General features: G+C 44.7%; 23 protein-coding genes. 19 read left to right on the top strand and 4 right to left on the bottom strand.

Annotated features, from left to right (window positions below):
• Positions 1-38 precede the first annotated feature (38 nt).
• Together ACN0V2_RS00310 and ACN0V2_RS00305 are read right to left on the bottom strand one after the other, a co-directional pair.
• Positions 39-2,342: a mechanosensitive ion channel domain-containing protein gene (locus ACN0V2_RS00310; RefSeq protein ID WP_417548796.1), complete on the bottom strand. Its 2,304-nt coding sequence runs from the start codon at positions 2,340-2,342 to the stop codon at positions 39-41.
• 188 nt (positions 2,343-2,530) lie between these two features.
• A complete protein-coding gene (locus tag ACN0V2_RS00305; RefSeq protein ID WP_417548795.1) occupies positions 2,531-3,061 on the bottom strand; it encodes a histidine phosphatase family protein in 531 nt (176 codons plus the stop codon).
• A gap of 139 nt (positions 3,062-3,200) precedes the next feature.
• Here ACN0V2_RS00305 and ACN0V2_RS00300 point away from each other — a divergent pair, with 139 nt between their 5' ends.
• The 10 genes from ACN0V2_RS00300 (at position 3,201) to ACN0V2_RS00255 (ending at position 11,397) form a co-directional block, all read left to right on the top strand.
• Entirely contained in the window at positions 3,201-3,893 is a 693-nt protein-coding gene (locus tag ACN0V2_RS00300; protein ID WP_417548794.1) for a hypothetical protein, read from the top strand.
• Positions 3,894-4,018: 125 nt separating this feature from the next.
• Positions 4,019-4,507 (top strand): hypothetical protein, encoded by a 489-nt coding sequence (locus ACN0V2_RS00295; protein WP_417548793.1) that lies wholly within the window; start codon positions 4,019-4,021, stop codon positions 4,505-4,507.
• Between the two features lie 185 nt (positions 4,508-4,692).
• Positions 4,693-5,919, top strand: a complete 1,227-nt coding sequence (locus ACN0V2_RS00290; protein ID WP_417548792.1) for an MFS transporter — start codon at positions 4,693-4,695, stop codon at positions 5,917-5,919.
• Between the two features lie 61 nt (positions 5,920-5,980).
• Positions 5,981-6,571 (top strand): DUF5610 domain-containing protein, encoded by a 591-nt coding sequence (locus ACN0V2_RS00285; protein WP_417548791.1) that lies wholly within the window; start codon positions 5,981-5,983, stop codon positions 6,569-6,571.
• 183 nt (positions 6,572-6,754) lie between these two features.
• Positions 6,755-7,417, top strand: a complete 663-nt coding sequence (locus ACN0V2_RS00280; RefSeq protein WP_417548790.1) for an SDR family oxidoreductase — start codon at positions 6,755-6,757, stop codon at positions 7,415-7,417.
• Positions 7,418-7,442: 25 nt separating this feature from the next.
• On the top strand, positions 7,443-8,672 hold the full coding sequence (locus tag ACN0V2_RS00275; RefSeq protein WP_417548789.1) for an RNA polymerase sigma factor: 1,230 nt from the start codon (positions 7,443-7,445) through the stop codon (positions 8,670-8,672).
• Positions 8,673-8,785: 113 nt separating this feature from the next.
• Positions 8,786-9,229, top strand: coding sequence for a YybH family protein (locus ACN0V2_RS00270; protein WP_417548788.1), 444 nt, complete (start codon positions 8,786-8,788; stop codon positions 9,227-9,229).
• A 10-nt stretch (positions 9,230-9,239) separates the two neighbouring features.
• Positions 9,240-10,070: a YciI family protein gene (locus tag ACN0V2_RS00265; protein ID WP_417548787.1), complete on the top strand. Its 831-nt coding sequence runs from the start codon at positions 9,240-9,242 to the stop codon at positions 10,068-10,070.
• Between the two features lie 315 nt (positions 10,071-10,385).
• Positions 10,386-10,769 carry a YciI family protein gene (locus ACN0V2_RS00260; protein ID WP_417548786.1) on the top strand — a complete coding sequence of 128 codons (384 nt, stop codon included), beginning with the start codon at positions 10,386-10,388 and terminating at the stop codon, positions 10,767-10,769.
• A 286-nt stretch (positions 10,770-11,055) separates the two neighbouring features.
• Complete coding sequence (locus ACN0V2_RS00255; RefSeq protein WP_417548785.1) at positions 11,056-11,397, top strand: zinc ribbon domain-containing protein YjdM; 342 nt, start codon at positions 11,056-11,058, stop codon at positions 11,395-11,397.
• Positions 11,398-11,457: 60 nt separating this feature from the next.
• On the opposite strand, the gene ACN0V2_RS00250 is transcribed toward ACN0V2_RS00255, so the two are convergent.
• The gene (locus tag ACN0V2_RS00250) at positions 11,458-11,700 is read right to left on the bottom strand and encodes a DUF4282 domain-containing protein (protein ID WP_417548784.1); all 243 of its coding nucleotides are present in this window, start codon (positions 11,698-11,700) and stop codon (positions 11,458-11,460) included.
• 282 nt (positions 11,701-11,982) lie between these two features.
• Between ACN0V2_RS00250 and ACN0V2_RS00245 the strand changes: the two genes are divergently transcribed.
• The 9 genes from ACN0V2_RS00245 (at position 11,983) to ACN0V2_RS00205 (ending at position 22,053) form a co-directional block, all read left to right on the top strand.
• Positions 11,983-13,323, top strand: a complete 1,341-nt coding sequence (locus ACN0V2_RS00245; RefSeq protein WP_417548783.1) for a PqiA/YebS family transporter subunit — start codon at positions 11,983-11,985, stop codon at positions 13,321-13,323.
• The gene (gene pqiB, locus ACN0V2_RS00240) at positions 13,316-14,989 is read left to right on the top strand and encodes an intermembrane transport protein PqiB (RefSeq protein ID WP_417548782.1); all 1,674 of its coding nucleotides are present in this window, start codon (positions 13,316-13,318) and stop codon (positions 14,987-14,989) included. Before ACN0V2_RS00245 ends, pqiB begins: the two co-directional genes overlap by 8 nt.
• 12 nt (positions 14,990-15,001) lie before the next feature.
• Positions 15,002-15,592, top strand: coding sequence for a PqiC family protein (locus tag ACN0V2_RS00235; RefSeq protein ID WP_417548781.1), 591 nt, complete (start codon positions 15,002-15,004; stop codon positions 15,590-15,592).
• A gap of 114 nt (positions 15,593-15,706) precedes the next feature.
• The gene (locus ACN0V2_RS00230) at positions 15,707-16,225 is read left to right on the top strand and encodes a sigma-70 family RNA polymerase sigma factor (protein ID WP_417548780.1); all 519 of its coding nucleotides are present in this window, start codon (positions 15,707-15,709) and stop codon (positions 16,223-16,225) included.
• Positions 16,192-17,220, top strand: coding sequence for a FecR domain-containing protein (locus ACN0V2_RS00225; protein WP_417548779.1), 1,029 nt, complete (start codon positions 16,192-16,194; stop codon positions 17,218-17,220). The genes ACN0V2_RS00230 and ACN0V2_RS00225 overlap by 34 nt, the downstream gene beginning before the upstream one ends.
• Positions 17,221-17,374: 154 nt before the next feature.
• Positions 17,375-19,810, top strand: coding sequence for a TonB-dependent siderophore receptor (locus ACN0V2_RS00220; protein ID WP_417548778.1), 2,436 nt, complete (start codon positions 17,375-17,377; stop codon positions 19,808-19,810).
• A gap of 5 nt (positions 19,811-19,815) precedes the next feature.
• Positions 19,816-20,109, top strand: coding sequence for a hypothetical protein (locus tag ACN0V2_RS00215; RefSeq protein WP_417548777.1), 294 nt, complete (start codon positions 19,816-19,818; stop codon positions 20,107-20,109).
• A gap of 4 nt (positions 20,110-20,113) precedes the next feature.
• Entirely contained in the window at positions 20,114-21,703 is a 1,590-nt protein-coding gene (locus ACN0V2_RS00210) for a PepSY-associated TM helix domain-containing protein (RefSeq protein ID WP_417548776.1), read from the top strand.
• Positions 21,700-22,053, top strand: a complete 354-nt coding sequence (locus tag ACN0V2_RS00205) for a DUF3325 domain-containing protein (protein WP_417548775.1) — start codon at positions 21,700-21,702, stop codon at positions 22,051-22,053. Before ACN0V2_RS00210 ends, ACN0V2_RS00205 begins: the two co-directional genes overlap by 4 nt.
• Before the next feature lie 53 nt (positions 22,054-22,106).
• On the opposite strand, the gene ACN0V2_RS00200 is transcribed toward ACN0V2_RS00205, so the two are convergent.
• Entirely contained in the window at positions 22,107-23,468 is a 1,362-nt protein-coding gene (locus tag ACN0V2_RS00200; RefSeq protein ID WP_417548774.1) for an NAD-dependent succinate-semialdehyde dehydrogenase, read from the bottom strand.
• Positions 23,469-23,480 lie beyond the last annotated feature (12 nt).

The following is a 23,480-nucleotide window of genomic DNA, read 5'->3' as shown; positions in this document are numbered from 1 at the left end:
AAACGCCCGGTTCATGCCCGGGCGTTTAGATTCAGAGTTTAATGTTCCTCATCAAAATCCTGTTTATCCTTTGGATTCGATTTCGAGGGTTTTGTGCTCTCCGGTTTTTCCGATTTCTGCTCCAACTGAATAGCTGAACTTGCATCAGAATCTCCAACCATTTTCAATGGCGCTGGAGGTGCAGAACCATCCTTATCCTGCCCAAAATAGATAGTCATATGTGGGAAAGGAATCTCGACGCCTGCTGCATCCAGATGCTGCTTGACCAGTCGATTATATGCTCGTCCAACACCCCACTGTGTACCCGGTAACGTTTTAATACGTACCCGGATATTCACTGAGCTGTCCGCCAGTGCTGTCACACCATGAACCTCAAGTTCGTCGACCAAGATTTTTTCACGCTGGTCTGGATCGGCCATCAACTCAGCAAACGCTTCCCGTAAAAGCACAATAACTTCATCGGTATTTTCGCGATACGCCACCCCATATTCACCAACATGGTAGGCAAACTCACGCATAAAGTTAGAGACGGTATCCACCGATGAAAATGGAATCATATGATAAGTACCGGACAAATCACGTAGGCCTAACGAGCGTATGGTAAGTTTTTCAGCCGTGCCGGTTATGCCACCTGCCGTCACAATATCGCCGGCATTAATGGCATTTTCCATTTGAATAAACACGCCAGTAATCACGTCTTGTACCAGTTTCTGTGCACCAAAACCGATTGCCAAGCCCAATACACCAGCACCAGCCAGTAATGGTCCGATGTTAACGCCAATCTCGGCCAATACAATCATCACAGTCATGATAATTAAGGCAATGGCTGCAGCATTACGGAAGATAGTGAGTAATGTCTTTGCTCTAGCCGTTGGTAACCGACTTTCATCATTAGGGTTAAGGCGATGCTCAATCCAGCTGGCTAACCCTATCCAGATAGCCATAGCAGCTAATAATATTGCAGCCACACTGATGAAAGTGCCAATAGTATGAATACCTGCTTCAGACGCTAACCAAGCTGAAAGGCTAAAAATTCCCCAGGCATCCAAAATCACCGCAGCAACCATAATGACCAGTAAAATCCGTAAGGTTTTATAGATATTGGGCACAAACCCATTGACCCGCTGTTCAAGCATCGGAAAGCGCGAGCGCAAATCCTCTGAAACATGTACAGGACGACCAATGGTTTTGGTCAGTAATTTAGCTACTAAGCCGCCAATTACCAAGGCCAAGATAGTCTGAAACGTTGCTTTGAGCATCATCGGCAAGGCATCTTCTGGTCTTAATAATAATGCAACCGCTAAGACCGCAAAATAAACAATACCCAGCACATGCCAGCTACGCGCCAAGATACCCAAACTCACTCTAGAGAAACTAAAGGTGGCCTGCTGGGCATGGAATAACAAACGCTGTTTTACCAGAACACGGTTTTGCATGATTACCACGACCGCGTATATAAACGCACTTAACACCACCAAAACACTGACCAATTGGCCAACCACTGGATTGATATTTAGATTAACTAATGGCACCACCAGCAACATTCCGTAACCAATATAGTTGGTTAACCGCACTAACCAAATGTGCCAGTAAGTTGCACTCTCAGCAGAGATTGGTAATAAGCGTAAAGCATCATCACGTCCAGCAAATACCGTGCGTAATATCACTTTAAATATTTCAATCGCCAAAAAGGCATTCAGGAATAACGATTGACTGACATTCATCTCACCGTTGCTGCCAATGGCAAATAATGCCACGACATAACCTGCCACCCACGCTAAAACTACCGTGAGTAAATCAATAACTGCAGCTAGTAAAATCGCACTGAATTTTCGAATAACGGGGTAATCGCCATCTGATTCAGCCCAGTCGTTGGCTCGGCTAAAAGCATGTCGCGCCAAACTTCGCAGCACATAAAACATTAATAAAGTGGCAGCTATCACCACGAGCAAGAAGAAGATTTCATCGAGCATTTTCTGCCAATCGAAGGCAGAACCTTCACCAGAACCTATTGCAGATAAGGCGGCAAAACCTGTACCGATGGTGGAAACTATTTCCTGCGCGACCGTTTGAGTTTTATTGGCAATTTGCCGAGCGAAAGAAGGTTTTGCTTCCATGTCAGCTATATCAGCCTCTTCATTGAGTGCACCAGCTGCTTTGGCTAAATCACGTAATTCCGTAATCAGTTTGTCGCGTGCTTGTTCATTTTCAAGCGTATCGGCAAGTGCCGAATAATGGGTTTCGTTAGTAGATGGATCGACAGGTTCTGCCCAGACGGTTCCGTTCAAACTGAAAGCTAACAACAATGCTATCAGAAAGCCCGAAGTAAATTTCCATTGCATATCAAAAATCCACACGATGCAGAGTTCTCCTTTTTTGATTATTTTTCAATTGATTGCCAGCCAAACAAGGCCAAGGACTAATGGGGGTATAACGCTTAAATTATGTTTCAGCTAAGGTCCCAATCCGTGTATCGGGCAAGCTGACTGTTACAGTGTTCCTTTTAGGGACTCTAACAGGCTAAAAGGGTTCATTGCAAAACTGAGACAATTTGCAGATCGCCTTTTTCGTTCACTTCCACGATGACCCCTTCACCCGATGAGGTGAATTGGTTTAAAAGCCCGGATATATTGACCTGATGCGTAATATATATACGTGGTTTATCCGTTTCGTTCTGCACAATATGGGCCTGCCAATCTTGCAGAAACTGAGCTTTTAGATGACGATTGGATGTATGAAAAAACGAATTCAATGCTGTCAACTTTTGGGGTGGACCAAAGCCCAATAACTCTGCCGTTTCCAGACAACGACACCATTCACTGGAGAAAACATCAGCCTCCTCAATGCCTAACGCACGAAGTTTCTCTCCCATCTCTAAGGCTTGTTGTCGGCCTTGTTCAGATAAATTGCGTTGTGTCTGGCAATTAGTTAGTTCAAATTCCGCAGGATCCCCAACTCCGGGAGCAAGTGCGTGACGAAAAATAATTATCTGCTCAGCCACCGCCAGCACTGGAAGTAATGTAAACACCAGAAAAATTAACCGCTGATACGTCTTCAACATGCTTCTGTATACCTTTGTATTCACTTAGCAATTGAGATTGATGCTGAATATCAGTAAGTTTTACCAATCTCATAGCTATGATTCCAATCAAATACAAACAGTTCATTAGATTGATAATGACTGATGCTCCGGAGCCAATATGCCCAGCAAATCTATGTCTAGAAAAATCACACTGCTATTACAGTTCCTCTTGTTTTTGGGGCTGGCTGGAGCAGTCTGGGAGCAACAATGGCTTAACGTGGCGGTTACCACTGGCATAATTATTCTCACCTTATTTCCAATCCTTCTGGCCCGAAAATTCAATGTGCACGTGCCTTCAGTGTTTCAACTAATGGCAATCGGATTTATCTTTGCATCGATTTTCTTGGGTGAAGTTCACGGGTATTACACCAAATTCTGGTGGTGGGATATTGCGCTGCATACCACTTCAGGATTTTTGTTAGGAATAACTGGCTTTTTGCTGGTGTATTTAATGAACGAAAATGACAGCTTACATATGCAGATGCAGCCTGGATTTGTAGCGGTTTTTGCGTTTATGTTTGCTGTTGGCATGGGCGCTTTGTGGGAAATATTTGAATTTTCAATGGATCAAATTTTCGGCACAAATATGCAAAAACCCATGTTTGGAGATCATTCAGGCCTCACGGATACCATGTACGATTTAATTGTCGATGCGATTGGCGCATTGATTATTTCGATACTAGGCTACGGTTATTTAAAAAAAGCTCAAGCCAAATCCTTCCTCGAACGCTGGATCTGGGCATTTATTGTGAAAAACCCAAGGTTGTTTAACAAACATAAAAAAGCTTCGAACAAATCTAAACTGCCATAAAGGCTTTTACCAGCTTGTGTCATCTTCCCTAACAAATCAGGATTAACTCTGATGTGCTTTTACGCGAGTCACTCTAGTATGCCCATTGGTTGCTGATATTCAGCAGCATTTTATCTGGAGTGTATATGTTGAAGCGGCCCTTAGTTTTATCACCAATATTATTAAGTTTAGTGTTAATGCTGTCGCTCAGCGCATGCGATCAAACTGATGATATCCCGCAAATGGATGTTGCTCCCGTGGTAGATGCATCGGAAATCCCGTTGTGGTTAGATGGACAAGTGGAAATGTCCCCACAAGAATGGTTGGTGAAACGTAGCCGTGCTGAAGTCGTAGATGAACAAGCAGAAATAGAACGCACTGCAGCCTTATTAATAACCGCTGCCGACCGGTTTGATGAAAGTCATAGAATGATTGCCAATCGTGCAGCCCAGTTGGAGGATATGCTGCTTGAGCATCGCATTAATGAAACAGCCGTTGACCTTATGGAATGGTTGACCAAACTGCCTACTCTACAGACCCCACATAGCTTCTCGGCACTTTGCCAGTACTACTACAATCTGCGCACTCAAGGCAAAACTGAAGATGAAATTATTCAAAATCTGCTGCGTATCTAATTCAAAACACCGATAAACCTAATACTGATCAATTTGGCAGAGTGTTAAAACACCTGCCCAACAGCATTTAGAATAATTTGTGCAAATTCGCTTGCAAAGTAATGCTGTTCTATAATTTCCATGGCTCTACAAATCAGTAACTTCGGAAAGTGTCCCCCTCCTTGCAATTCTTACAGCCGGAATTTATGTCTACTCCTCAAGCAAACAATTATTTCAGTTTGATTCGCAACCAATTTGGCTTGCTAGCTATTGGCTTTGTCGCACTCTTTACCGGCAACCTGGGCCAGAGTTTTTTTATCGGTTTGTTTCAAGCAGATATTGCCAACTCATTAAATTTATCTACAGGCGAATTTGGTGCTGTATATGCCTCACTGACCATGGCGAGTGGATTTTTGGTATTACATTACGGCCAGAAATTGGATTGGATCGCCCCACGTCGCTATGCCTTATTAGTACTCACAGCCTTACTTACCGGCGTTATTTTATTGACTACTTCGCCTTGGTTAATTCCAGCCGTTATAGGCTTGGGTTTAGTTCGATTATGCGGTCAGGGTTTGATGACTCATTTTGGCAGCACTTTGGCCGGGCGCGAATTCACCCTTAATCGTGGCCGGGCTCTGGGATTAGTAAGCCTAGGTATGCCGTTGGGTGAAATTATCTTAGCGCCAATAATTGCTTTGCTGATTGGTTGGTTGAGTTGGCAGCAAATCTGGTGGGCAGTAGCTTCGGTTATATTTCTAATTTGGTTATTATTATTGTTTATGGCGCCCTGGCCTGAGGCACCGGAAATCAAGCGAGACAGTAGCGGTAACAAAATTAAAGGGCCGAACCCGATGCTGGAAAAAAGGTTCTGGCTGATTATTCCACTGACCATGGCTTTGCCCGTCACGCTGACTGGTATTTTTATTTTCCAGGCACAAATGACGATGGATTTAAATGCCACCACGACGGCCTATGCGCTGGGTTTAACGGCGATGGGCATTGCCCGCTTCCCTGGTTCTTTATTAGGTGGTCGCTGGGTCGATGAATGGGGAGTGGCATTGCTGGCAAGACTATATTTAATTCCTTTTGCGTTATCGATAATACTGGCGGTTTTCATCGGCGGCAATGCTGGCATTCTGATTTTAATGATTGGCGCCGGTATTTCCCTTGGCATGTCTTCGCCAGTGGTGGATAGCTTACTGGTGACTCTATGGGGAAGAGAGAATTTGGGCCGGGTACGCAGTGTCAAATCAGCTTTTATGGTGTTTTCAACGGGTCTGGCACCTGCAGTTTTAGGTTTTTTAATTGATGGTGGTGTCCAATTTGAAGCCATCCTGATGGGTATGCTGGTATTTATGGCTATTGGCTGGTGCTTGGCTTTGGCACCAATTCGCGAAGCAGAGAAAGCTTTCAGCGATGCTGCAAATTAAAATTAAAGTCCATATTTAAAGAGCCGCTAACCTTAGCGTAGTTCCAATTTAGGACAAGAATATGGCTATTAATACTGCCCCATTTGGGCAAACCGTAAGCTCGATGGCAAAGGATCCCGTCAATAAACAGGATGCCCCCTTTGGCCAACAAATTTCTGTAATGGCACAGGAAAAAAAGTTTTCTGTTTCTGATTCCAATAGCGAACTGAATCTGTCGATTCTAAAAGTGTCGTTCAACATCAGTGAAGGTAATGGCGATGGTGCGATGGCATTGCTTTACAAAACGGCTTTGGAAGGTATCAATGATTCTTTAAAAGCTGAGTTTGGTGATAACGCTATTCAAAAAGCCTACGATCAAGGTATAGATGTATCACCGGAAGCCACATCGGAACGTATCGTGCAGATGAGTACCGCATTTTTTGATGCTTATTACAGTACCCGTCAAGATATGCCTTTAGACGAAGCACTGGAATCATTTGTGAAAGTGATTGGTGGTGGAATTGATCAAGGGTTTAAAGAAGCCCGCGATATTCTTGGCGGATTGAACGTACTTGAAGGTGATATTGCCAGTAATATTGATAAAACCTACGATCTAGTTCAGCAAGGTTTACAGTCCTTCTTACAAAATTATCAAGCTTCTCAAGAAGCTTAAAATAATGCTTTTTCGCCACCCGTTCGGGTGGCGATTTATTTGTTTGTAATATTAACTATTTCTATCCTGATTTCTCCCTCCCTCCTTGAGTTCTAGCTGATACTCGCCATACTCTGTTTTAATACGCATTCGGGATTACGCATGTCCCCGAATCATCCAGTGACTCAGTTATAGGAGAGCAGCATGGATAAGACACTCGTCATCGGCGCCAACGGTCAAATTGGCAAATTATTAATTCAAATGATGATTGAGCAGAAAATGCCAGTCAAAGCCATGATCCGCAAAGCAGATCAAGCTACCGAATTTGAAAAGATGGGCGCTGAAATAGTGATAGCTGATCTAGAAGCCGATTTACCAGATCAAGCATTTGCAGATTGTGACAAGGTTGTATTTACAGCCGGTTCAGGTGGTAAAACCGGTGCCGATAAAACCATCCTGGTGGATTTATGGGGTGCCTGTAAAGCTATCGACAAGGCAAAACAACATAACATTATGCAATTTGTTATGGTCAGCTCCCGCGATGCAGGCGATCCCGAACATGGCACGCCAGCCATCAAGCATTACAACATCTGCAAACATTTCGCCGATAAACACCTTATCGAAAGCCATCTGCCCTATACCATTCTGCGCCCCGGCAGATTAACCGATGGACCGCTAACCGGCACAATCACCACCTCTCGCCCAACAGATCAAGAACAACAATTTATATCCCGTGCCGATGTTGCAGCCTGCATTTTGCAATGCCTGGATCATTCAGAAACTGTTAATCAGATTGAAGAGTTATACCAGGGTGATATGCCGATTCAACAAGCTTTTATAAAATCAGTGAAAGGTCGGTTGGGTTAATTAAAACCCGCTTTCAAGTTCGTATATGAAACCCTTGCTCGATCAAATTTATCACACAGAATCACGTCAGATTCTGAGCACATTAATTCGCTTGTTGGGTGATTTTGATCTGGCTGAAGAAGCCATGCACGAAGCATTTACTATTGCTCTTCAGAAATGGGAAATCGATGGCGTTCCCGGTAATCCGCGTGCTTGGCTAATATCCACTGCCCGTTTTAAAGCCATTGATCAAATACGCCGACAGGCCCGTTTTGATTATTCCCTTGATACCATTAATGATGAACTTGCCGCAGAAGATACCTTGCTGGATGAGCAGCAGATTGAAGATGATCAATTACGACTGATATTTACCTGCTGTCATCCGGCATTGGCCGAAGAAGCACGACTGGCACTCACATTACGGGAAATCTGTGGCATGACTACCGAGGAAGTCGCCCGGGCTTTTCTGCAGAAACCAACTACCATTGCCCAACGAATTGTCCGCGCCAAAAACAAAATACGTGAAGCCGGTATTCCTTATGAAGTACCTGATGCAGACCAGTTAGCCGAACGTCTGCAGTCCGTATTACAGGTCATCTATCTGATCTTTAATGAAGGTTATTCTGCCAGCAATGGCGAATTATTGGTCAAACACGATTTAGCCAGTGAAGCCATTCGTCTTGGCAGGTTATTAGCGCAGTTATTACCTGAACCGGAAGTACATGGTTTGCTGGCATTAATGCTGTTACAGGATTCACGTCGCTATGCCCGGGTCGATAGCAACGGTGAGTTGATTACTCTGGAAGATCAGGATCGGCGTCTGTGGGACCAGCAGCAGATTCAGCAAGGTTGTGAACTGGTTATTCAGACATTACAAACTCAGCGTTTTGGCCCCTTTACCCTACAAGCCGCTATCGCTGCGGTGCATGCAGAGGCCACCTCTTTTAAGCAGACCGATTGGCAACAGATCGTAGGACTGTATGACGCACTGATGCAGTTTGTCGACTCACCTGTTATCCGCTTAAATCGGGCTGTAGCAATCGCAATGCTGCACGGTCCCGAAGCAGGCTTAGTGATAATTGAGCAATTACTGGTTCAAGGCGAACTAAATAACTATCACCTGATTTATGCAGCCAAGGCGGATCTATGTCGCCGTTTGCAGGACTTCAATACTGCTCGCCTTTGTTACATGCAGGCAATGGCATTAACCCAACAGGGACCTGAACAACGTTTTTTACAAAAACGTTTAGATGAATTACCTCTGTTGTCTAAATAAATTTAACACCCCATTCATCTTTGCAAAAAAAATCACTTGCTGTCGATTTCACTGTTTTTCATTCGACTAGACAATAAGGCCACTCTTCTAGGCCTTTTTAAAAGGAGAAATATATGAATGCTAAAACTGAAGTTGAACAACGTTTAGAGAACTGGAAACAAGCTGTGATTAGTCAGGATATTGAACAAATAACGCCATTTTATGCTGAAGATATTCGGTCATTTGATGCGATTTCCGAGTTGCAGTTTAACGGTCGCAAACAATATGAGGCACATTGGCAGCGTTGCCTGCAGATGTGCAAGATGACTCAGTTTGAAATCGGCCAGCTTGATATCAAGGTTGATGGAAATCTGGCGGTATGTTTTTTCCTTAATCAATGTGGCGGTATTGATGAAAAAACCGGTGAAGAACAGGTTGGTTGGGTTCGTGGCACTCAGGTGTATCAAAAACATGACAGCCAATGGTTGATTATCCACGAACATTTTTCTTTGCCTTTTGATATGGCAACAGGTTCAGCGTTGTTTCAGCTTACCCCTGAAACTGAATCTGCCTGGTAAGGAGCACACAATGAAATTCATGATTTTACGTAAAGCCGACGCCGATACTGAAAAAGGTGTAATGCCCAGTGAACAATTATTATCAGCCATGGGTGACTACAATATGCAAATGGCTCAGGCCGGAATATTAAGAACAGGTGAAGGCTTGAAACCCACCCGTGATGGGGCCCGCATTAAACTTCAGCAAGGTAAGCCAATTATTACTGATGGCCCGTTTACTGAAACCAAAGAATTATTAGCTGGTTACACCATTATTGAGGTCAACTCCAAACAGGAAGCTCTGGATTGGGCCACACGCTGGCCAGCTGAAGATGCCGATGGCAATGTTGAACTGGAACTCAGACAGCTTTACGAATTAAGTGATTTTGCGGATGGTCCGGGTTTGCAAAAACATATCGAACTTGATCAAAAAATACGCAAACAACCGCTTTCCAACAGCTCTTATTTATTATTTGATGGTAACTGCCGTGAGGCTTTTGCGTTTTATGCGGAGGTATTAGGTGGCGATATTGTCATGATGATGACCGGAGGCGAATCACCGATGGCGGATGAAATGCCTGCAGAGTTCGCTGACAAGATCATGCATGTCTCTCTTCAGGTAGGCAATTGGATGTTAATGGGATCGGATTGTCCGTCTGGCATGTTTGAAAAACCACAAGGTTTTCATGTACAGATTGCTTTTGAAGATGAGCAACAGGCTGAAACCACTTTTAATCAATTGGCCGAAGGTGGCAGTGTACAGATGCCGTTTGAACCCACATTTTGGGCCAAGCGGTTTGGCATAGTGGTGGATCGGTTTGGTACGCCATGGATGATTAATTGTGGTCAATGTACGCTCTGATTATCTTTCAGAGCCAAGGGCTTGTTGATCTTTCATCTCCCCTCTGTTTTGAGCTGAAAAAGCGTCAATCAAGGCACGAGGAGCGCTTTTTAGTTGTTCTAAATAAGTGACGAGCAACGCAGAGTGGTGCTTTTTCAGTCACAACCCGAAGGGCTGGGACTATTTTTGCGCCCGCCTGCGTTGTCAATCACTTATGTAGGAAGGCTACACTGCGTTCTTTCCGCCTTGTCGGACACAAAAATAGCCTCCAGCAGTGGTGGAGATGAAAGATCAACAAGCCCTAGGAAACAATCAAAAAACCATCGGGAGACTGAAATGAAATATCTGGCTTTGGTGTATTACCAGGAACAAATAATGAATCAAATGTCCCAGCAGGAATGGGACAACCTGAATCAGGAATGCATGGCCTGTGGTGAAAAACTGCAAAGCAGTGGCCATATGCTGGATGGTTCAGCGTTGCAATCGGTCGAAACGGCTACTACTGTTCGCGTCCGCAACGGCAAAGTGACGGTGACAGATGGGCCTTTTGCCGAAACCAAAGAACAACTGGCCGGGTTTTATTTGCTGGAAGCGCGCGATATTAATGAAGCAATTCAACTGGCGGGTAATATTCCACCAGCACGTTACGGCAGTATTGAAATCCGTCCTGTGCGTGAATTGCAAGCCGAACAAAACAGCAGTGGTGGTCAAGGTAGATAGGGGGTGTTTTATCTTTCCGTATTTAACAGTGAATAAGTTGACCAGCATTATTACTTTGCTGGTTCTGGGCCTGAAGGTTGAGCAATGAACAAGCTGAATATTGCCGAATTAGAACAAGTTTATGAGAAAACTAAATAACTTTTTATCTCTTGATAACTGATAAAAAGTTATTTTTTTGAATAACACTATGACTCTTTAAAACGCCATTTCTGAGCAAAAAAACGGCTACTGGCGTACCATATCGCGCTATGCCAACACAGAGCTGGCTTTTTGATTGAGGTTTGAAATGAGCGATTTACCTAATTGTCCGAAGTGTGATTCCGAATATACCTACAAAGATGGCAGTATTTTGATTTGCCCGGAATGCTCATATGAATGGTCGGCTGATACGGCGACTGATAATAGTGAAAACTCAGATGGTATTCGCGATGCCAATGGTAATGTTTTGCAGGATGGTGATACCGTAACAGTTATTAAGGATCTGAAAGTAAAAGGTTCTTCACTGGTGGTCAAAGTCGGCACCAAGGTCAAAAATATCCGTCTAGTAGACGGCGATCATGATATTGACTGTAAAATCGATGGCATTGGTGCGATGAAACTTAAATCTCAATTTGTGAAAAAAGTCTGACGTCTCACAGCATCTGAGGTACAAAAAGGGCTCTAATACGAGCCCTTTTTTGTGGATGGTTTATTTGTCTGCTATTTTTTTCATATTTTCATTAATTTTGAATAGCACGATCAATAATTCACACCAAATACGCGCGCCGACGGCACCAGCCAGCATGGTAAAGATTCCCATAAGAAAACTACCAATACCACCAGCGAACATCATACCTAGGCCTGAAACCAGCGCAGCACCTAATAGTAACCAGTAAACCAGAGTAATGATTTTCGGCGTTAACATCGAATCAAAAAACAGAATATCTCTCACTTCTTTCTCTCCTAGATTAATCAGTGGATGGCAGTATTACGGCTTTTTTATCATTCATTTCCACCACTGTTGACGGAGATGAATGATCAACAAGCCCTAGTTAACCAACATCCATTTCAGTTTTTTACATTATGGCAATAAATGAACATCGTTTTTAATTAAAGGTCTTTTCAACAGAAGTGTATTTACCATCATTCTATTGATGCCAAACATATCTATTACCAATGCGTATAATGCCCTTTTACGCATTGTATTTCTTGACCGTCGTCACGGAAAATCGAATTGAAACCTATAATCACGCTCAATAAAATGCCAGTTGACATTGCGCCAGCGTCACCGGAGAGCCGTATATCTTTAAGAAGAATGCGTGCTTGTCATGAGTGTGATTGGGTGGTGGTGTTACCTGCATTACGTCCGGGTGAGCATGCTACCTGTCCACGTTGCGGGCATATCTTAGTTAGACGACATTTCCGTCCAGCTCAGCGCAGCATGGCATTAGCTATTAGTTCATTAATTGCGTTGATCTTGGCAATCTCATTTCCTTTTGTCAGCTTTGAAGCCCGAGGCATCAGCAATAATATTGAGCTGACTCAAACTGCGACCAGCATGATTAGTTTTCATCAGCCCTTGGTCGCCCTCATTGTGGCACTGACTATTATTGTATTGCCGGCAGTTTATCTATTAGGGGTCATTTGGCTGCAATTTGGTTTGCTCAGGGCAGATCCCTTTCCATTTAGTCGTGGTATTGCTCGTTCGTTATCACATATGCATCCGTGGATGATGGCGGATGTATTTATCATTGCCGCGTTAGTCAGTTTGATAAAAATCGCTGGCATGGCACAGATTGAATTAGGCGCATCGTTTTGGGCTTTTTGTGCCTTTGCAGTTTTGTTATTAATGACCACTCGTTCTATTGATTCCGATTGGATGTGGTTTTCACTCGCTGGCGAACCTCAGGCTCCAAAAGGCATTCGCACTGGCGAAACTGCTTCGCTGCAAGGTTTGGCCGGTTGCTCAACGTGTGGGTTGATTAATGAATTATCCGATTCCGGTCATGGCCATTGCCGCCGTTGCGGCGAACCACTTCATATAAGGCTACCGCATAGTCTGCAGCGAACCTGGGCCTTATTAGGTGCAGCAATTATTATGTATATTCCGGCCAATGCTTATCCGATCATGACAACGACGGTTTTGGGACAAAGTAAGCCGGCAACGATTATTGGTGGCATTATTGATTTATGGCAAAAAGGCTCCTGGCCGATTGCAGCTGTGATCTTTTTCGCCAGTATTTTAGTTCCTGTATGCAAAATGCTGGCGTTGATCTGGTTGTCCTATGTCGTGCGTAAAAGCAGTGATCTGAGTGCCAACAATCGAACTAATTTATATCGGGTCACTGAATTTATTGGCCGCTGGTCCATGGTAGATTTATTTGTAGTCGCTATACTGGTGGCATTAATCCGAGCAGGAAATTTAATGTCAATCACACCAGGTCCAGCAGCATTGGCATTTGGTACTGTGGTCATTTTAACCATGTTAGCCGCGATGACATTTGATCCACGTCTGATTTGGGACGCTCCCGAAACAGGCACAAAACAGCACCCCAAGGAAACTGTGAATGAGTGATTCACCTGTCACTAACGAAGAAAACGTGACCGATCAACATCGAGCTAAGTCGAGCAGACAATCTCGGCTTTCACCGATCTGGATTGTCCCGATTGTCGCGGTGATGATTGGCCTATGGCTGATTTATGATAACTACAGTCGTATTGGACCCAGGATTACCTTAACCATGGCCAATGCCGAGGGTATCGAAGCCGGCAAAACCATGATCAAAACACGTAATGTGGATATTGGTCAGGTCGAACAAGTCCGTTTATCCGATGATTTAACGCATACCTTAATTATCGCCCGTATTAACCCCGAAGCCGAACCGATGCTGGTCGATGATTCTCGCTTCTGGGTTGTGAAACCGCGTATTGGTCGTGAAGGGATCAGTGGATTGAATACCGTACTATCCGGTGCGTATATTCAATTGCAGCCAGGTGATAGTAATATCGAAGAACGCGAATTTGAGGTATTGGAACAACCGCCTATTTCAACTTTGGGCGTGCAAGGCTTACGTATAAGCCTCATCAGTCAACTCGGTAACTCTCTACGTGTTGGTGATCCCGTCACCTATCAGGGATTCAATGTAGGTCGGGTTGAAAGCGCTGAATTTGATAGCGAAAAGCGTGAAATGCTTCACCAGTTATTTATTGAAAGTCCTTATGATGTGTTGGTCACTGAAGGCACCCGTTTCTGGTCGGCTAGTGGAGTTGATTTAAAACTCGATTCCGAAGGTTTTAAGGTCAACATAGCCTCATTAGAAGCCTTGTTGGGGGGAGGTGTGACCTTTGGTGTACTAGAAGATTTACCGGTCGGTTCCCCAGCTCAAGCTGACAGCGTTTATACATTATATGGCGATGAAGAAAGCGCCCGTCAGGAAGCATATACCCACTATCTGGAATATGTGTTGTTGATCGAAGATACGGTTCGCGGGCTTTCCAAAGGCGCACCGGTTGAGTTTCGTGGCATTCGTATTGGTACCGTCTCCAGTGTGCCGTGGAAATTCACCTCACCTGAGCGTAATGCTCAGAGTGGCTTTGCGATTCCTGTTTTAATTCGTCTGGAACCTCAACGGTTGGGTGGTACTGAAAAAGTTGATATCGAAGAATGGAGAGCACGTTTTGACCGTATGCTCAATGCCGGATTAAGAGCCACACTCAAATCTGGTAATCTGCTGACCGGTTCATTATTTGTTGATCTTAATTTTCAGCGTGATGATACCTATGAGTTCGTTGCCAGAACATTTGAAGGCCATCAGGTTCTGCCAACCAGTTCAACAGGCTTGGCGCAAATCGAACTGAAGGTCTCGAATTTGCTGGATAAACTCAATCAATTGGAAGTTGAGCCGATTTTAACCGGCATGGATCGTAATCTGGAAAGCTCGGAAACCATGTTGAACGAAATCAGAGAGTTAACCGCCAGCATTCAAACCTTGGTCAATGCTTCTGAAACGCAGCAGATCCCTGAAAACATTAATCAGACACTGAGCGAAATTAGAGCCACTTTACAGGGGCTGTCGCCGGATTCGTCTGCTTATAAAGAAATGACAGGCACCCTACAACGTTTGGAAAAACTGCTACGTGACCTTCAGCCAGTCGCACGTACCTTGGGAGAACAACCCAATGCACTGATTTTTGATCGTCGTGACAGCAGCGATCCTTTACCCAGAGCCCCTACTGAATAATCAGGATCATCTATGTTCATAACCTTCAATAAATCGTTTGTTGGCTTTCTGCTGGTATTTAGTTTGGTCGCTTGTGCCACCAAGCCGGTCAATACCCAACGATATACTCTGCCTGATAACACGCAAACCACATCCCAAGTTTCAGCCGATGCTGAACAGGTGTTAGTTATTGGCTCGATTGGCCTGACGGAGTTTCTCGACAGTGACCGCATTGTGCAACAACTGGATGATATTACCCTGCACCAAGCTCGGGATAATCTTTGGGCCGAAAATCTCGCTCAGCAAATACGTCGTGGCCTACGCAGTCGTTTGAGCTCAAAACTCCCAAATATTTTGGTGGTATCTGATAGTCGGGGGTTGAAACAGGATGCATGGAACTTACAGCTGGATATTGAGCAATTTCAGGGGCATTTTAATGGCAATGCTTTGACCAGTGGACAATGGCAACTGCAGGACAGTCAAGGCAATCTGATAGCAATTAAGTCCTTCAATATTGAAACCACATTAATCACAGATGGTTATCCGGCTCTGGTGCGCGCATTGGGCAATAATCTGGATAAGCTTGCTGAACAATTAGCCAGCCAAATTCACAGTGCTAAATGAGTTTTAAGCAACACTGACCATGTTGCTCATTTACGGATAAGTATTGGCATTGACAGTTAACCGCCATTAATAAATAATGATAACCATTCTCATTACTATTTATGGAGTAACCTTTTGTCTGACCGCTTCTATGAGTCCGATCCGGTGGCCGCACTGTATCAAGAACATCGAAGCTGGCTGCATCGTTGGTTAAAACGCAAACTTGATTGTGATGAACAAGCATTAGATCTGATCCAAAGTACATTTGTACGCGTGTTACTCAAACGTGATGAACTCTCTCAGTTACGAGAGCCCAGAGCTTATCTCACTACCATTGCCCATGGTCTGGTCAATGATTTCTGGCGACGTCAAAAACTGGAACGCGCCTACCTTGAAGCGCTGGCTACTCTACCTGAAGCCTCCTACCCCTCGGAAGAGCAACGTGCCGAAGCAATCGAAACCTTGCTACAAATCGATTTAATGTTGGATAAGTTGTCTCCACCAGTACGTCAGGCATTTTTATTATCACAGCTTGATGGACAAACCTATAAACAGATAAGCATAAAGCTCGAAGTCTCTGAAAGAACAATAAAAAACTATATGGCACAGGCTATGCTGCAGTGCTTACAAATCGTCAATCTTTCAACAGAATGATGAATAAAAACGCCGTATCCACGATTGATAACACCATTTTAATGCAAGCTGCAGATTGGTTTTCCATATTACAATCTGGTGATGTCAGCAAAGATGAAGAAGATCTGTGGCTGGAATGGCTAACGGCCAATACACTACATCAGCAGGCATGGGTGCAAGTTGAACAGGTTTCTGGTTCATTTCAAAAATTAAAAAACCGACCAGATAGCTATGCAGCAAGAAAGCTGTTAACCCAAAAAGAACATAAACAATCTTCCACCTCCATCATTCAGAATCTGTTTATCTTTTGTTTGTTATGCATTGTTGGTGGTTTTGGTTGGCTTCAGTTCACTCCTCAACAAATCATTTATTCAGAAAAAAACTTTCAATCAGCCATAGGCGATACACAAACCATTACGCTAAGTGATGGCACTATCGTGGTGCTAAACACCAACACACAGATTAGAACAATTTACAGTGAAAAACTGCGAAGAATTGTTTTGACCTCAGGTGAAATTATGGTCAGTTCTGCTCCAGATAATATCCAACCTGCAAGGCCACTGGTGGTCGATACAGATAACGGACGGCTTACCCCAATCGGTACCCGATTTAATGTACGGCATATTGATCAAACCACCGAATTGAACGTATTTGAAGGCGCAGTAAGAATCCAGCCAAATCATACAAATTCAATGGCTATTGTCATGTCTGGTCGACAAGGGCGGTTTGATAAACAGCAGATTTTTGACTCTAACCTTGAGGCAGATAATAGTCGCCAGTCCTGGACCCGGGGCATCTTACTCGCAGATAATCTGCCTTTATGTGAGTTTGTTTCCGAACTGAATCGTTATCGACAAAGCACGATTATCTGCTCTCCTGACATCAGCCATTTCAAACTTGTCGGTGCTTATCCGTTAACCGATACCGAGCAGATCCTTGATGCTGTTGAGTCCTCGCTACCTATTCGTTTCTGGCAGGTCAATGAAAAAATTTGGCGAGTAGATATGCGCCGTTAATTATTTTCAGGTTAATTTATACATTAAAAACAAATACTTGAGACAATATTAAGATAAATCTACAAAAAAACTTATAAAACGCTTTCCCTTTTTTATGAGCTGTCCGGCGTTACTCATGAATACATCTTTTATTACTGAATACACGGATAATTTCATGACTAAAACTGCAAAGCTTTGTCCAGCAAATCGACACCTGTTTAGCCGCTGGTTGCTCATTTTAACGCTATTGGGGTTTTCAGCATTCAGCTACGCTGAAACAAAATCCTACAATATTCCTGCCGGCCCCCTATCCACTGCTCTTAGTACGTTTGCTGCTGAAGCAGGCATTTTGCTCTCAGCTGATGCACAGCTAACTCAGGATAAACAAAGCCAAGGACTGAGAGGTGAGTTCACACCTGAATCAGGTCTGCAGGAATTATTGAAAAATACTGATATCACGTTCATTGTTGACAACAATAAGTACGTGCTGCAGCCGACTCGCGACGCCGTAGCAGTGTCCTCATCTGAGCCAACGTCTGTCAGCGACAACAATGTCCATCAATTAGGCGCTTTATCAGTCATTGGCACCCCCCAATCACGATATGAAAGCCGCTATGCTGATACCGCAATGAAACTGCCCAAAAGCTTGGACAAAGTATCGCGGAGTATTGATGTGATTCCAGAACAGCTTATGCTTGACCAACAAGCGCGTGAAATGGCAGATGTGTTTCGTTTTTCACCTAATATGGCCGTTGCAGATGGTTACGGTGGCACACGTGAGCATACATTGATCCGCGGTTTTGCCCGTAATGATAATGTTTACCGTAACGGCGTGCCATCAGGGAATGCCAGCCGAGTAGATCCGGCAACAATCGATAATGTGCAGATCATTAAAGGCCCCGTGGCAGATATCGGCCGTATGTCTCCTGGCGGCCTCGTTAATATTGAAACCAAACAACCTCAGTTTTATCAACAACGTTCGATAACAACTACCTTTGATGAACACGGTCAGCGTCGTGGTGTAGTCGACCTCACCGGGCCGGTCGGAGACAGCGATAATCTGGCCTATCGCTTAACCGGGTCCATGGAAGATAGCGATACCTTCCGTGATACCACCGTCGATAGGCAGTTTCTCTCTTCGTCACTACTCTGGCAGGATGACTCAGGTTGGCTTGTCAGTCTGAACCATGAATACACCCGAGATCGCCGCGAAGTGGACCGTGGCCTGATTACCGTTCCAGTCGGTGATTCAAAACGCCAGATCGCGGATGTCTCACGTAGTACTCGATATGATGGCGATATCCCGAATGAGCGTGACTCCGAAGTGAATCATCTCGAGCTTAATATCAGCATTCCATTGGCCAATCCCGCCTGGAAAATTGACAACAAGCTCTTCTATAGTCAGGAAACCAGCGAGGATATTAGAGCCGAAGTCGCCGCTGTGGGGCCTGACTCCGGACTGGCTAATGACGTTTTGGCAAGGAGAGTGATAAGTAATCAAGATCAAGAAATTGAACATAGATTCGCTCGATCTCAGCTGATAGGTGATATCGATACCGCCTTACCGATACGAATAGCAACAGGGGTCGAATATCGTGAGTTCAGTCAGGAATGGAAAAACTTCGGTGGCAGCCCACAGATAGGAGGTACGGTTTATGATCCTGACTCATTCTCTCTTACCAATAATATTGACTCGCCAAGCAGTGCAAGTTTCAGTGAGACTACTGTCAAATCCCATGGCATCTTTTCGGCTTTGGATATATCACTGACAGATAGCCTCACTTTGGATATTGGTCTGAGATATGAACGCTTCCGCAATGATGCTGAAAAACAGAATCTTCTGACCGGCGTAACCACTGAGCTAGGTTCAGGTCGCAGTAATAAACTGACCAAAGGTGCCGGACTGGTCTGGGAAACCTTGCCGGGTCTAAACCTTTATGTGAGTTACGCTGATACTTTTGAACCGCAGAATATCTATTCTGGCGATGAACGCGTACTTCGCGCCGATCCCAGTGAAGGTAGACAGGTTGAAGCTGGCGTGAAGTGGAGTTCTAGTGATAACCGCTATTTCATCACCGGTGCCGTATTCGATTTACGTGAGGATAATGTCGTCGAATTTGTTAATGGTGAGCCCGTGTTGGCGGGTGGGATTAGCTCCAAAGGTGTTGAATTCACTATGACTGCTAACCCAATTGATGGTTTCAACCTCCGTGGCGCTGTTGGTATGCTTGATGCTGAGATTGATAGCACTGATGAAGCTACTGATGGTAACCGTCCCAGTAATGTGCCAAATACTACCGCAAGCTTGTGGGCAAGTTACGAATTCCAAAAACCTGAAAGTATGTATAGAGGCTTGGGCATTGGCAGTGGTATTAGCTATGCCAGCAATCGTTATGGCGATAATCAGCATAGCTACAAACTCGGTGACTATACCGTTGTCGATGCTGGAATCTGGTATTACCTACCCGTTGGTTACACTAACCAAATGCGTTTAGACCTAGGCATCAAGAACGTTACCGATGAAAAGTATTTTGTTGCATCCGGTGGTAACACCCGGATAAGCGTTGGTGCACCTAGAACCGTATTCGGTGGTGTAAGGCTGGAGTTTTAATATTTGTGTTAATAATTACAGCTAACTCAAATATACATCGCTGGATAACATTATTGCTACGCATCATAGCCGCCACAGTTGGCGGCTATGGCTTGGGAGTAACCCTATCTATCATTCTGGCAGCCGCAGTAACCTCTTCGGTGGCAGAGTCTGCATTAGCGGCAATGTTGATGAGTTTTGCCTGTTTCATCATAGTGCCACTGTGGGTGTTTCATCAAAAAAGTATTGGCAAAATCTATATTGGCTTGATAGCCGCCATTGCTTTGACTGGTTGTCTGGCATGGTTTTTAGTGGTCTGATGCGATGAAAACCAGCTTCCGTCAATCCATGTCAGGATTACATACCTGGACCGGGCTATTATTCGCCTGGCTACTCTATTTTATGTTTATTACCGGTACAGCCGGTTATTTCGATACGGAAATTGATCGCTGGATGCAGCCAGAATTGCCTGTTGCCGTTATGAATACCGATACCGGCGAATTTGTCAGTCAAGCACAAGATTTTCTGAGCGACAATGGCTTGCCAGCGGATAGATGGCTGATTGTCAGAGCACTTGACCGTAACGATCCCTATCCCAGAGTGTTATGGCAGCAGGATGGTGCCATTCATGGGGGCATGTTCAGTTCTGAAGACAATACTTTGCTCACAGCCAGAGAGACCGGCGGCGGTCAGCTGCTGTACCAGATGCATTGGCGTTTGCATTATATGTCACGCAACATCAGCGATATTGTGGTCGGCATCGCAACCATGTTTATGCTGCTGGCTCTGATAACCGGCATCATTATTCATAAAAAAATCTTTAAGGACTTTTTCACCTTTCGTCCGGCCAAGGGATCTCGTTCCTGGCTGGATTTGCATAATCTGAGTAGTGTGCTGTCACTGCCTTTCCAACTGATGATTACCTATTCCGGTCTGGTGTTTATGATGTTGGGTTATGTACCGGTGATTATCTCGGCGCATTATGGTTTTGCAGATGATGCACGCCAGCAATTCAATCAGGAGATATTTAGTTCTGCTGCAGAACTGAGTTCAAGCGGTCAAAAGGCTGAACTCACCGAGCTAAGTAAATTAGTAACCACGGCCGAAACAGTATTGGGCAAAGACCAGATTAGGCTGGTAGATATCCGAAATCCCGGTGACCAGAATGCAAGAGTCATCATCTCTGACAGCCATGCTTCCGGGCCTCTGCGCAGCAGCAATCGATTGATATTTGATGGGGTCACCGGTGAGCAACTGGAAATACGCCATGCTTATGAGACAAATGTAAAAGCTGTGCGTGATGTTTTATTGGGCTTGCACGAAGGACTATTTGCCGCTCCATTGTTACGCTGGCTGTATTTCTTTTCAGGTCTGCTGGGCGCAATGATGATTGCGACGGGTCTGGTTCTCTGGGGAAAGAAACGCCGTCAGAAGTTTGAAAAACAACGAAATACTGAACATCTGGGTCTGAAACTGGTTGAAAGACTCAATGTGGCCACCATCGTTGGTTTACCGATTGCTATTGCCTGCTACTTTTTGTCCAATCGCTTACTCCCGGTCGAATTAGCTCAACGCGCTGACTGGGAAGCACATGTCATGTTTATAAGCTGGGCTTTGATGTTTATTTATGCCGCCTGCCGACCTATTCATTCCGTTTGGCGCGGTCAGCTCTATCTTGCCACCGGATTATTTATCTCTGTGCCGCTGGTCAACATGATCACCTCTGACCGTCATTTAATCCACAGTTTGGAGGCTGGAGACTGGGTATTGGCCGGCTTTGATCTGACTATGTTCGGACTAGGCCTGGTTTTTGCGATTGCCGCACAACGCGTAAAAAACAGCCACAAAAAGAAGCTTATATCAAAGCCAACCAGACCCATCCAATCCCGTTTGCTCAAAGACAATAATCAATGACAACACTGTTTGCTACCCTAAGCTCAATATCGTTAGCCTTCGCCGGAATGACACGTGTAGCATTGAATATGGACCGTCATTACCGGCAATTACCAAAACAACATTCTAAGCGAATGAGATGGCGTTCACTCTATCCGCTCATTGCCAGCCTATTGCTTTCAGTCTCACTTACTGCCTCCATTATCAGTCATGGCGTGGGTAACGGACTGGTGTTATGGTTTGGCATCGTGACAATGACCACATTCGCTCTTGCGATGTTGTTAACTTACAGACCCGAAACAGTCATCAAACTTGGCTGGTTGGCTGTGCTGGTTGGCAGTATCTCAATGACTCTTTTTCTAATTGGATGATACCTCTGCAGAGGTATATCTACCTTTTCATTTCAGCGAATGGCATGCCAGTTTTATTTGATCCAGATTTGCTTAGCATTCACAAACTCACGGATCCCATGCGGTCCCAATTCCCGGCCATAACCTGAACCTTTGATGCCACCGCTAGGTAAACGAGGATCGGTTTTGACTATGCCGTTAATCGCGACTTGACCTGATTGCAGTTGCATCGCGAGATGGGTAGCTAACTCGGCATTCTTAGTCCAGATACTGGCACCTAAACCGTATTCCGTGTCATTGGCCATCTCCAGTGCGTGTTCGTGATCTTCTGCTTTAATCACCGCCATAATCGGACCAAAGGTTTCTTCACGAAACGCACACATAGTTGGTGTAACGTCAGTCAATAAAGTGACCGGATAGAAAAAACCGTTAGTATCGGGCAGTTCACCGCCCAAGAGACATTTGGCTCCTGCGGCTACTGTGTCTTCAACCTGCCGATGCAGATTCAATTGCAAATCTTTGCGAGCAATGGGGCCGATATCGGTATTGGGCTGCAGTGGATCACCCAATTGCAATTTGCTCAGTCGTGCTGAAAGTAATTCAACAAAATGATCATAAATTTCTGCTTCGACAATAATGCGTTTAGCGGCAATACAGGATTGACCGGCATTAATCACACGTGAAAGACAGACCACATCGGCTGCTGTTTCCAGATCTGCATCTGCCAGAATAATGCTTGGATCTGAACCACCCAATTCCAATACACAGGGCTTAATCTCACTGCCAGCAATTTCAGCGACTTTTCTGCCAGCGCCACCAGAACCGGTAAAGGAAACAGCCATAACCCGTGGATCACGAATTGCTAATTCCACTTCAGGGGTTTCCAGAGGCAGATTCACCATAATATTTTCCGGCGCACCAGCTTTTAAAAAGGCATTGGCAATCGCCTGAGCTGTTTGTGGAACATGCGGATCGTGTTTCATCACACAGGTATTACCTGCCATCAACGCCGGTGCCAGATAGCGAAATGCCAACCACAGTGGCGCATTCCACGGCAGGATACCCAGTAAAGTACCCAACGGTTGGTAACAAACATAACTGAGTGACGCATCCGATTCGATGGTATCTCGGCTCAGAAATTTTTCGGCATTATCGGCATAAAATTCTGCACAAAATGCCGCTTTTTCAACTTCCGGTACGCCTTCCTTGATGGGCTTACCCATTTCCAAGGCCATGAGTTGAGCCAGATCGTGTTTCTCAGCACGTAACTGTTTAGCTACCGCCTTTAATACCTCGCCTCGCTCCTCAAAACTTCGATCACTCCAATCAGCAAACGCGGCACTGGTATCACCAATTCGGGCATACATTTCATTTTTAGTAAGACAAGGAAAACTATCGATTTTTTCTCCGCTATACGGATTTGTTGCTGTTAGCATGTGAACCTCTTA

Origin of the sequence: Methylophaga sp., assembly GCF_048266885.1 — a bacterium.
Classification (GTDB): domain Bacteria; phylum Pseudomonadota; class Gammaproteobacteria; order Nitrosococcales; family Methylophagaceae; genus Methylophaga.
Note: the sequence above shows the minus strand (reverse complement) of the source record. Positions and strands in the feature narration are given on the sequence as shown.

Excerpts from the sequence above, each read along its gene's own strand:
- ACN0V2_RS00255 (WP_417548785.1), top strand. The coding sequence starts at position 11,056 with ATGAGCGATTTACCTAATTGTCCGAAGTGTGATTCCGAATATACCTAC.
- ACN0V2_RS00210 (WP_417548776.1), top strand. The coding sequence starts at position 20,114 with ATGAAAACCAGCTTCCGTCAATCCATGTCAGGATTACATACCTGGACC.
- ACN0V2_RS00275 (WP_417548789.1), top strand. The coding sequence starts at position 7,443 with ATGAAACCCTTGCTCGATCAAATTTATCACACAGAATCACGTCAGATT.
- ACN0V2_RS00285 (WP_417548791.1), top strand. The coding sequence starts at position 5,981 with ATGGCTATTAATACTGCCCCATTTGGGCAAACCGTAAGCTCGATGGCA.
- pqiB (WP_417548782.1), top strand. The coding sequence starts at position 13,316 with ATGAGTGATTCACCTGTCACTAACGAAGAAAACGTGACCGATCAACAT.
- ACN0V2_RS00280 (WP_417548790.1), top strand. The coding sequence starts at position 6,755 with ATGGATAAGACACTCGTCATCGGCGCCAACGGTCAAATTGGCAAATTA.
- ACN0V2_RS00205 (WP_417548775.1), top strand. The coding sequence starts at position 21,700 with ATGACAACACTGTTTGCTACCCTAAGCTCAATATCGTTAGCCTTCGCC.
- ACN0V2_RS00220 (WP_417548778.1), top strand. The coding sequence starts at position 17,375 with ATGACTAAAACTGCAAAGCTTTGTCCAGCAAATCGACACCTGTTTAGC.
- ACN0V2_RS00300 (WP_417548794.1), top strand. The coding sequence starts at position 3,201 with ATGCCCAGCAAATCTATGTCTAGAAAAATCACACTGCTATTACAGTTC.
- ACN0V2_RS00265 (WP_417548787.1), top strand. The coding sequence starts at position 9,240 with ATGAAATTCATGATTTTACGTAAAGCCGACGCCGATACTGAAAAAGGT.
- ACN0V2_RS00260 (WP_417548786.1), top strand. The coding sequence starts at position 10,386 with ATGAAATATCTGGCTTTGGTGTATTACCAGGAACAAATAATGAATCAA.
- ACN0V2_RS00270 (WP_417548788.1), top strand. The coding sequence starts at position 8,786 with ATGAATGCTAAAACTGAAGTTGAACAACGTTTAGAGAACTGGAAACAA.
- ACN0V2_RS00290 (WP_417548792.1), top strand. The coding sequence starts at position 4,693 with ATGTCTACTCCTCAAGCAAACAATTATTTCAGTTTGATTCGCAACCAA.
- ACN0V2_RS00235 (WP_417548781.1), top strand. The coding sequence starts at position 15,002 with ATGTTCATAACCTTCAATAAATCGTTTGTTGGCTTTCTGCTGGTATTT.
- ACN0V2_RS00310 (WP_417548796.1), bottom strand. The coding sequence starts at position 2,342 with ATGCAATGGAAATTTACTTCGGGCTTTCTGATAGCATTGTTGTTAGCT.
- ACN0V2_RS00200 (WP_417548774.1), bottom strand. The coding sequence starts at position 23,468 with ATGCTAACAGCAACAAATCCGTATAGCGGAGAAAAAATCGATAGTTTT.
- ACN0V2_RS00295 (WP_417548793.1), top strand. The coding sequence starts at position 4,019 with ATGTTGAAGCGGCCCTTAGTTTTATCACCAATATTATTAAGTTTAGTG.
- ACN0V2_RS00305 (WP_417548795.1), bottom strand. The coding sequence starts at position 3,061 with ATGTTGAAGACGTATCAGCGGTTAATTTTTCTGGTGTTTACATTACTT.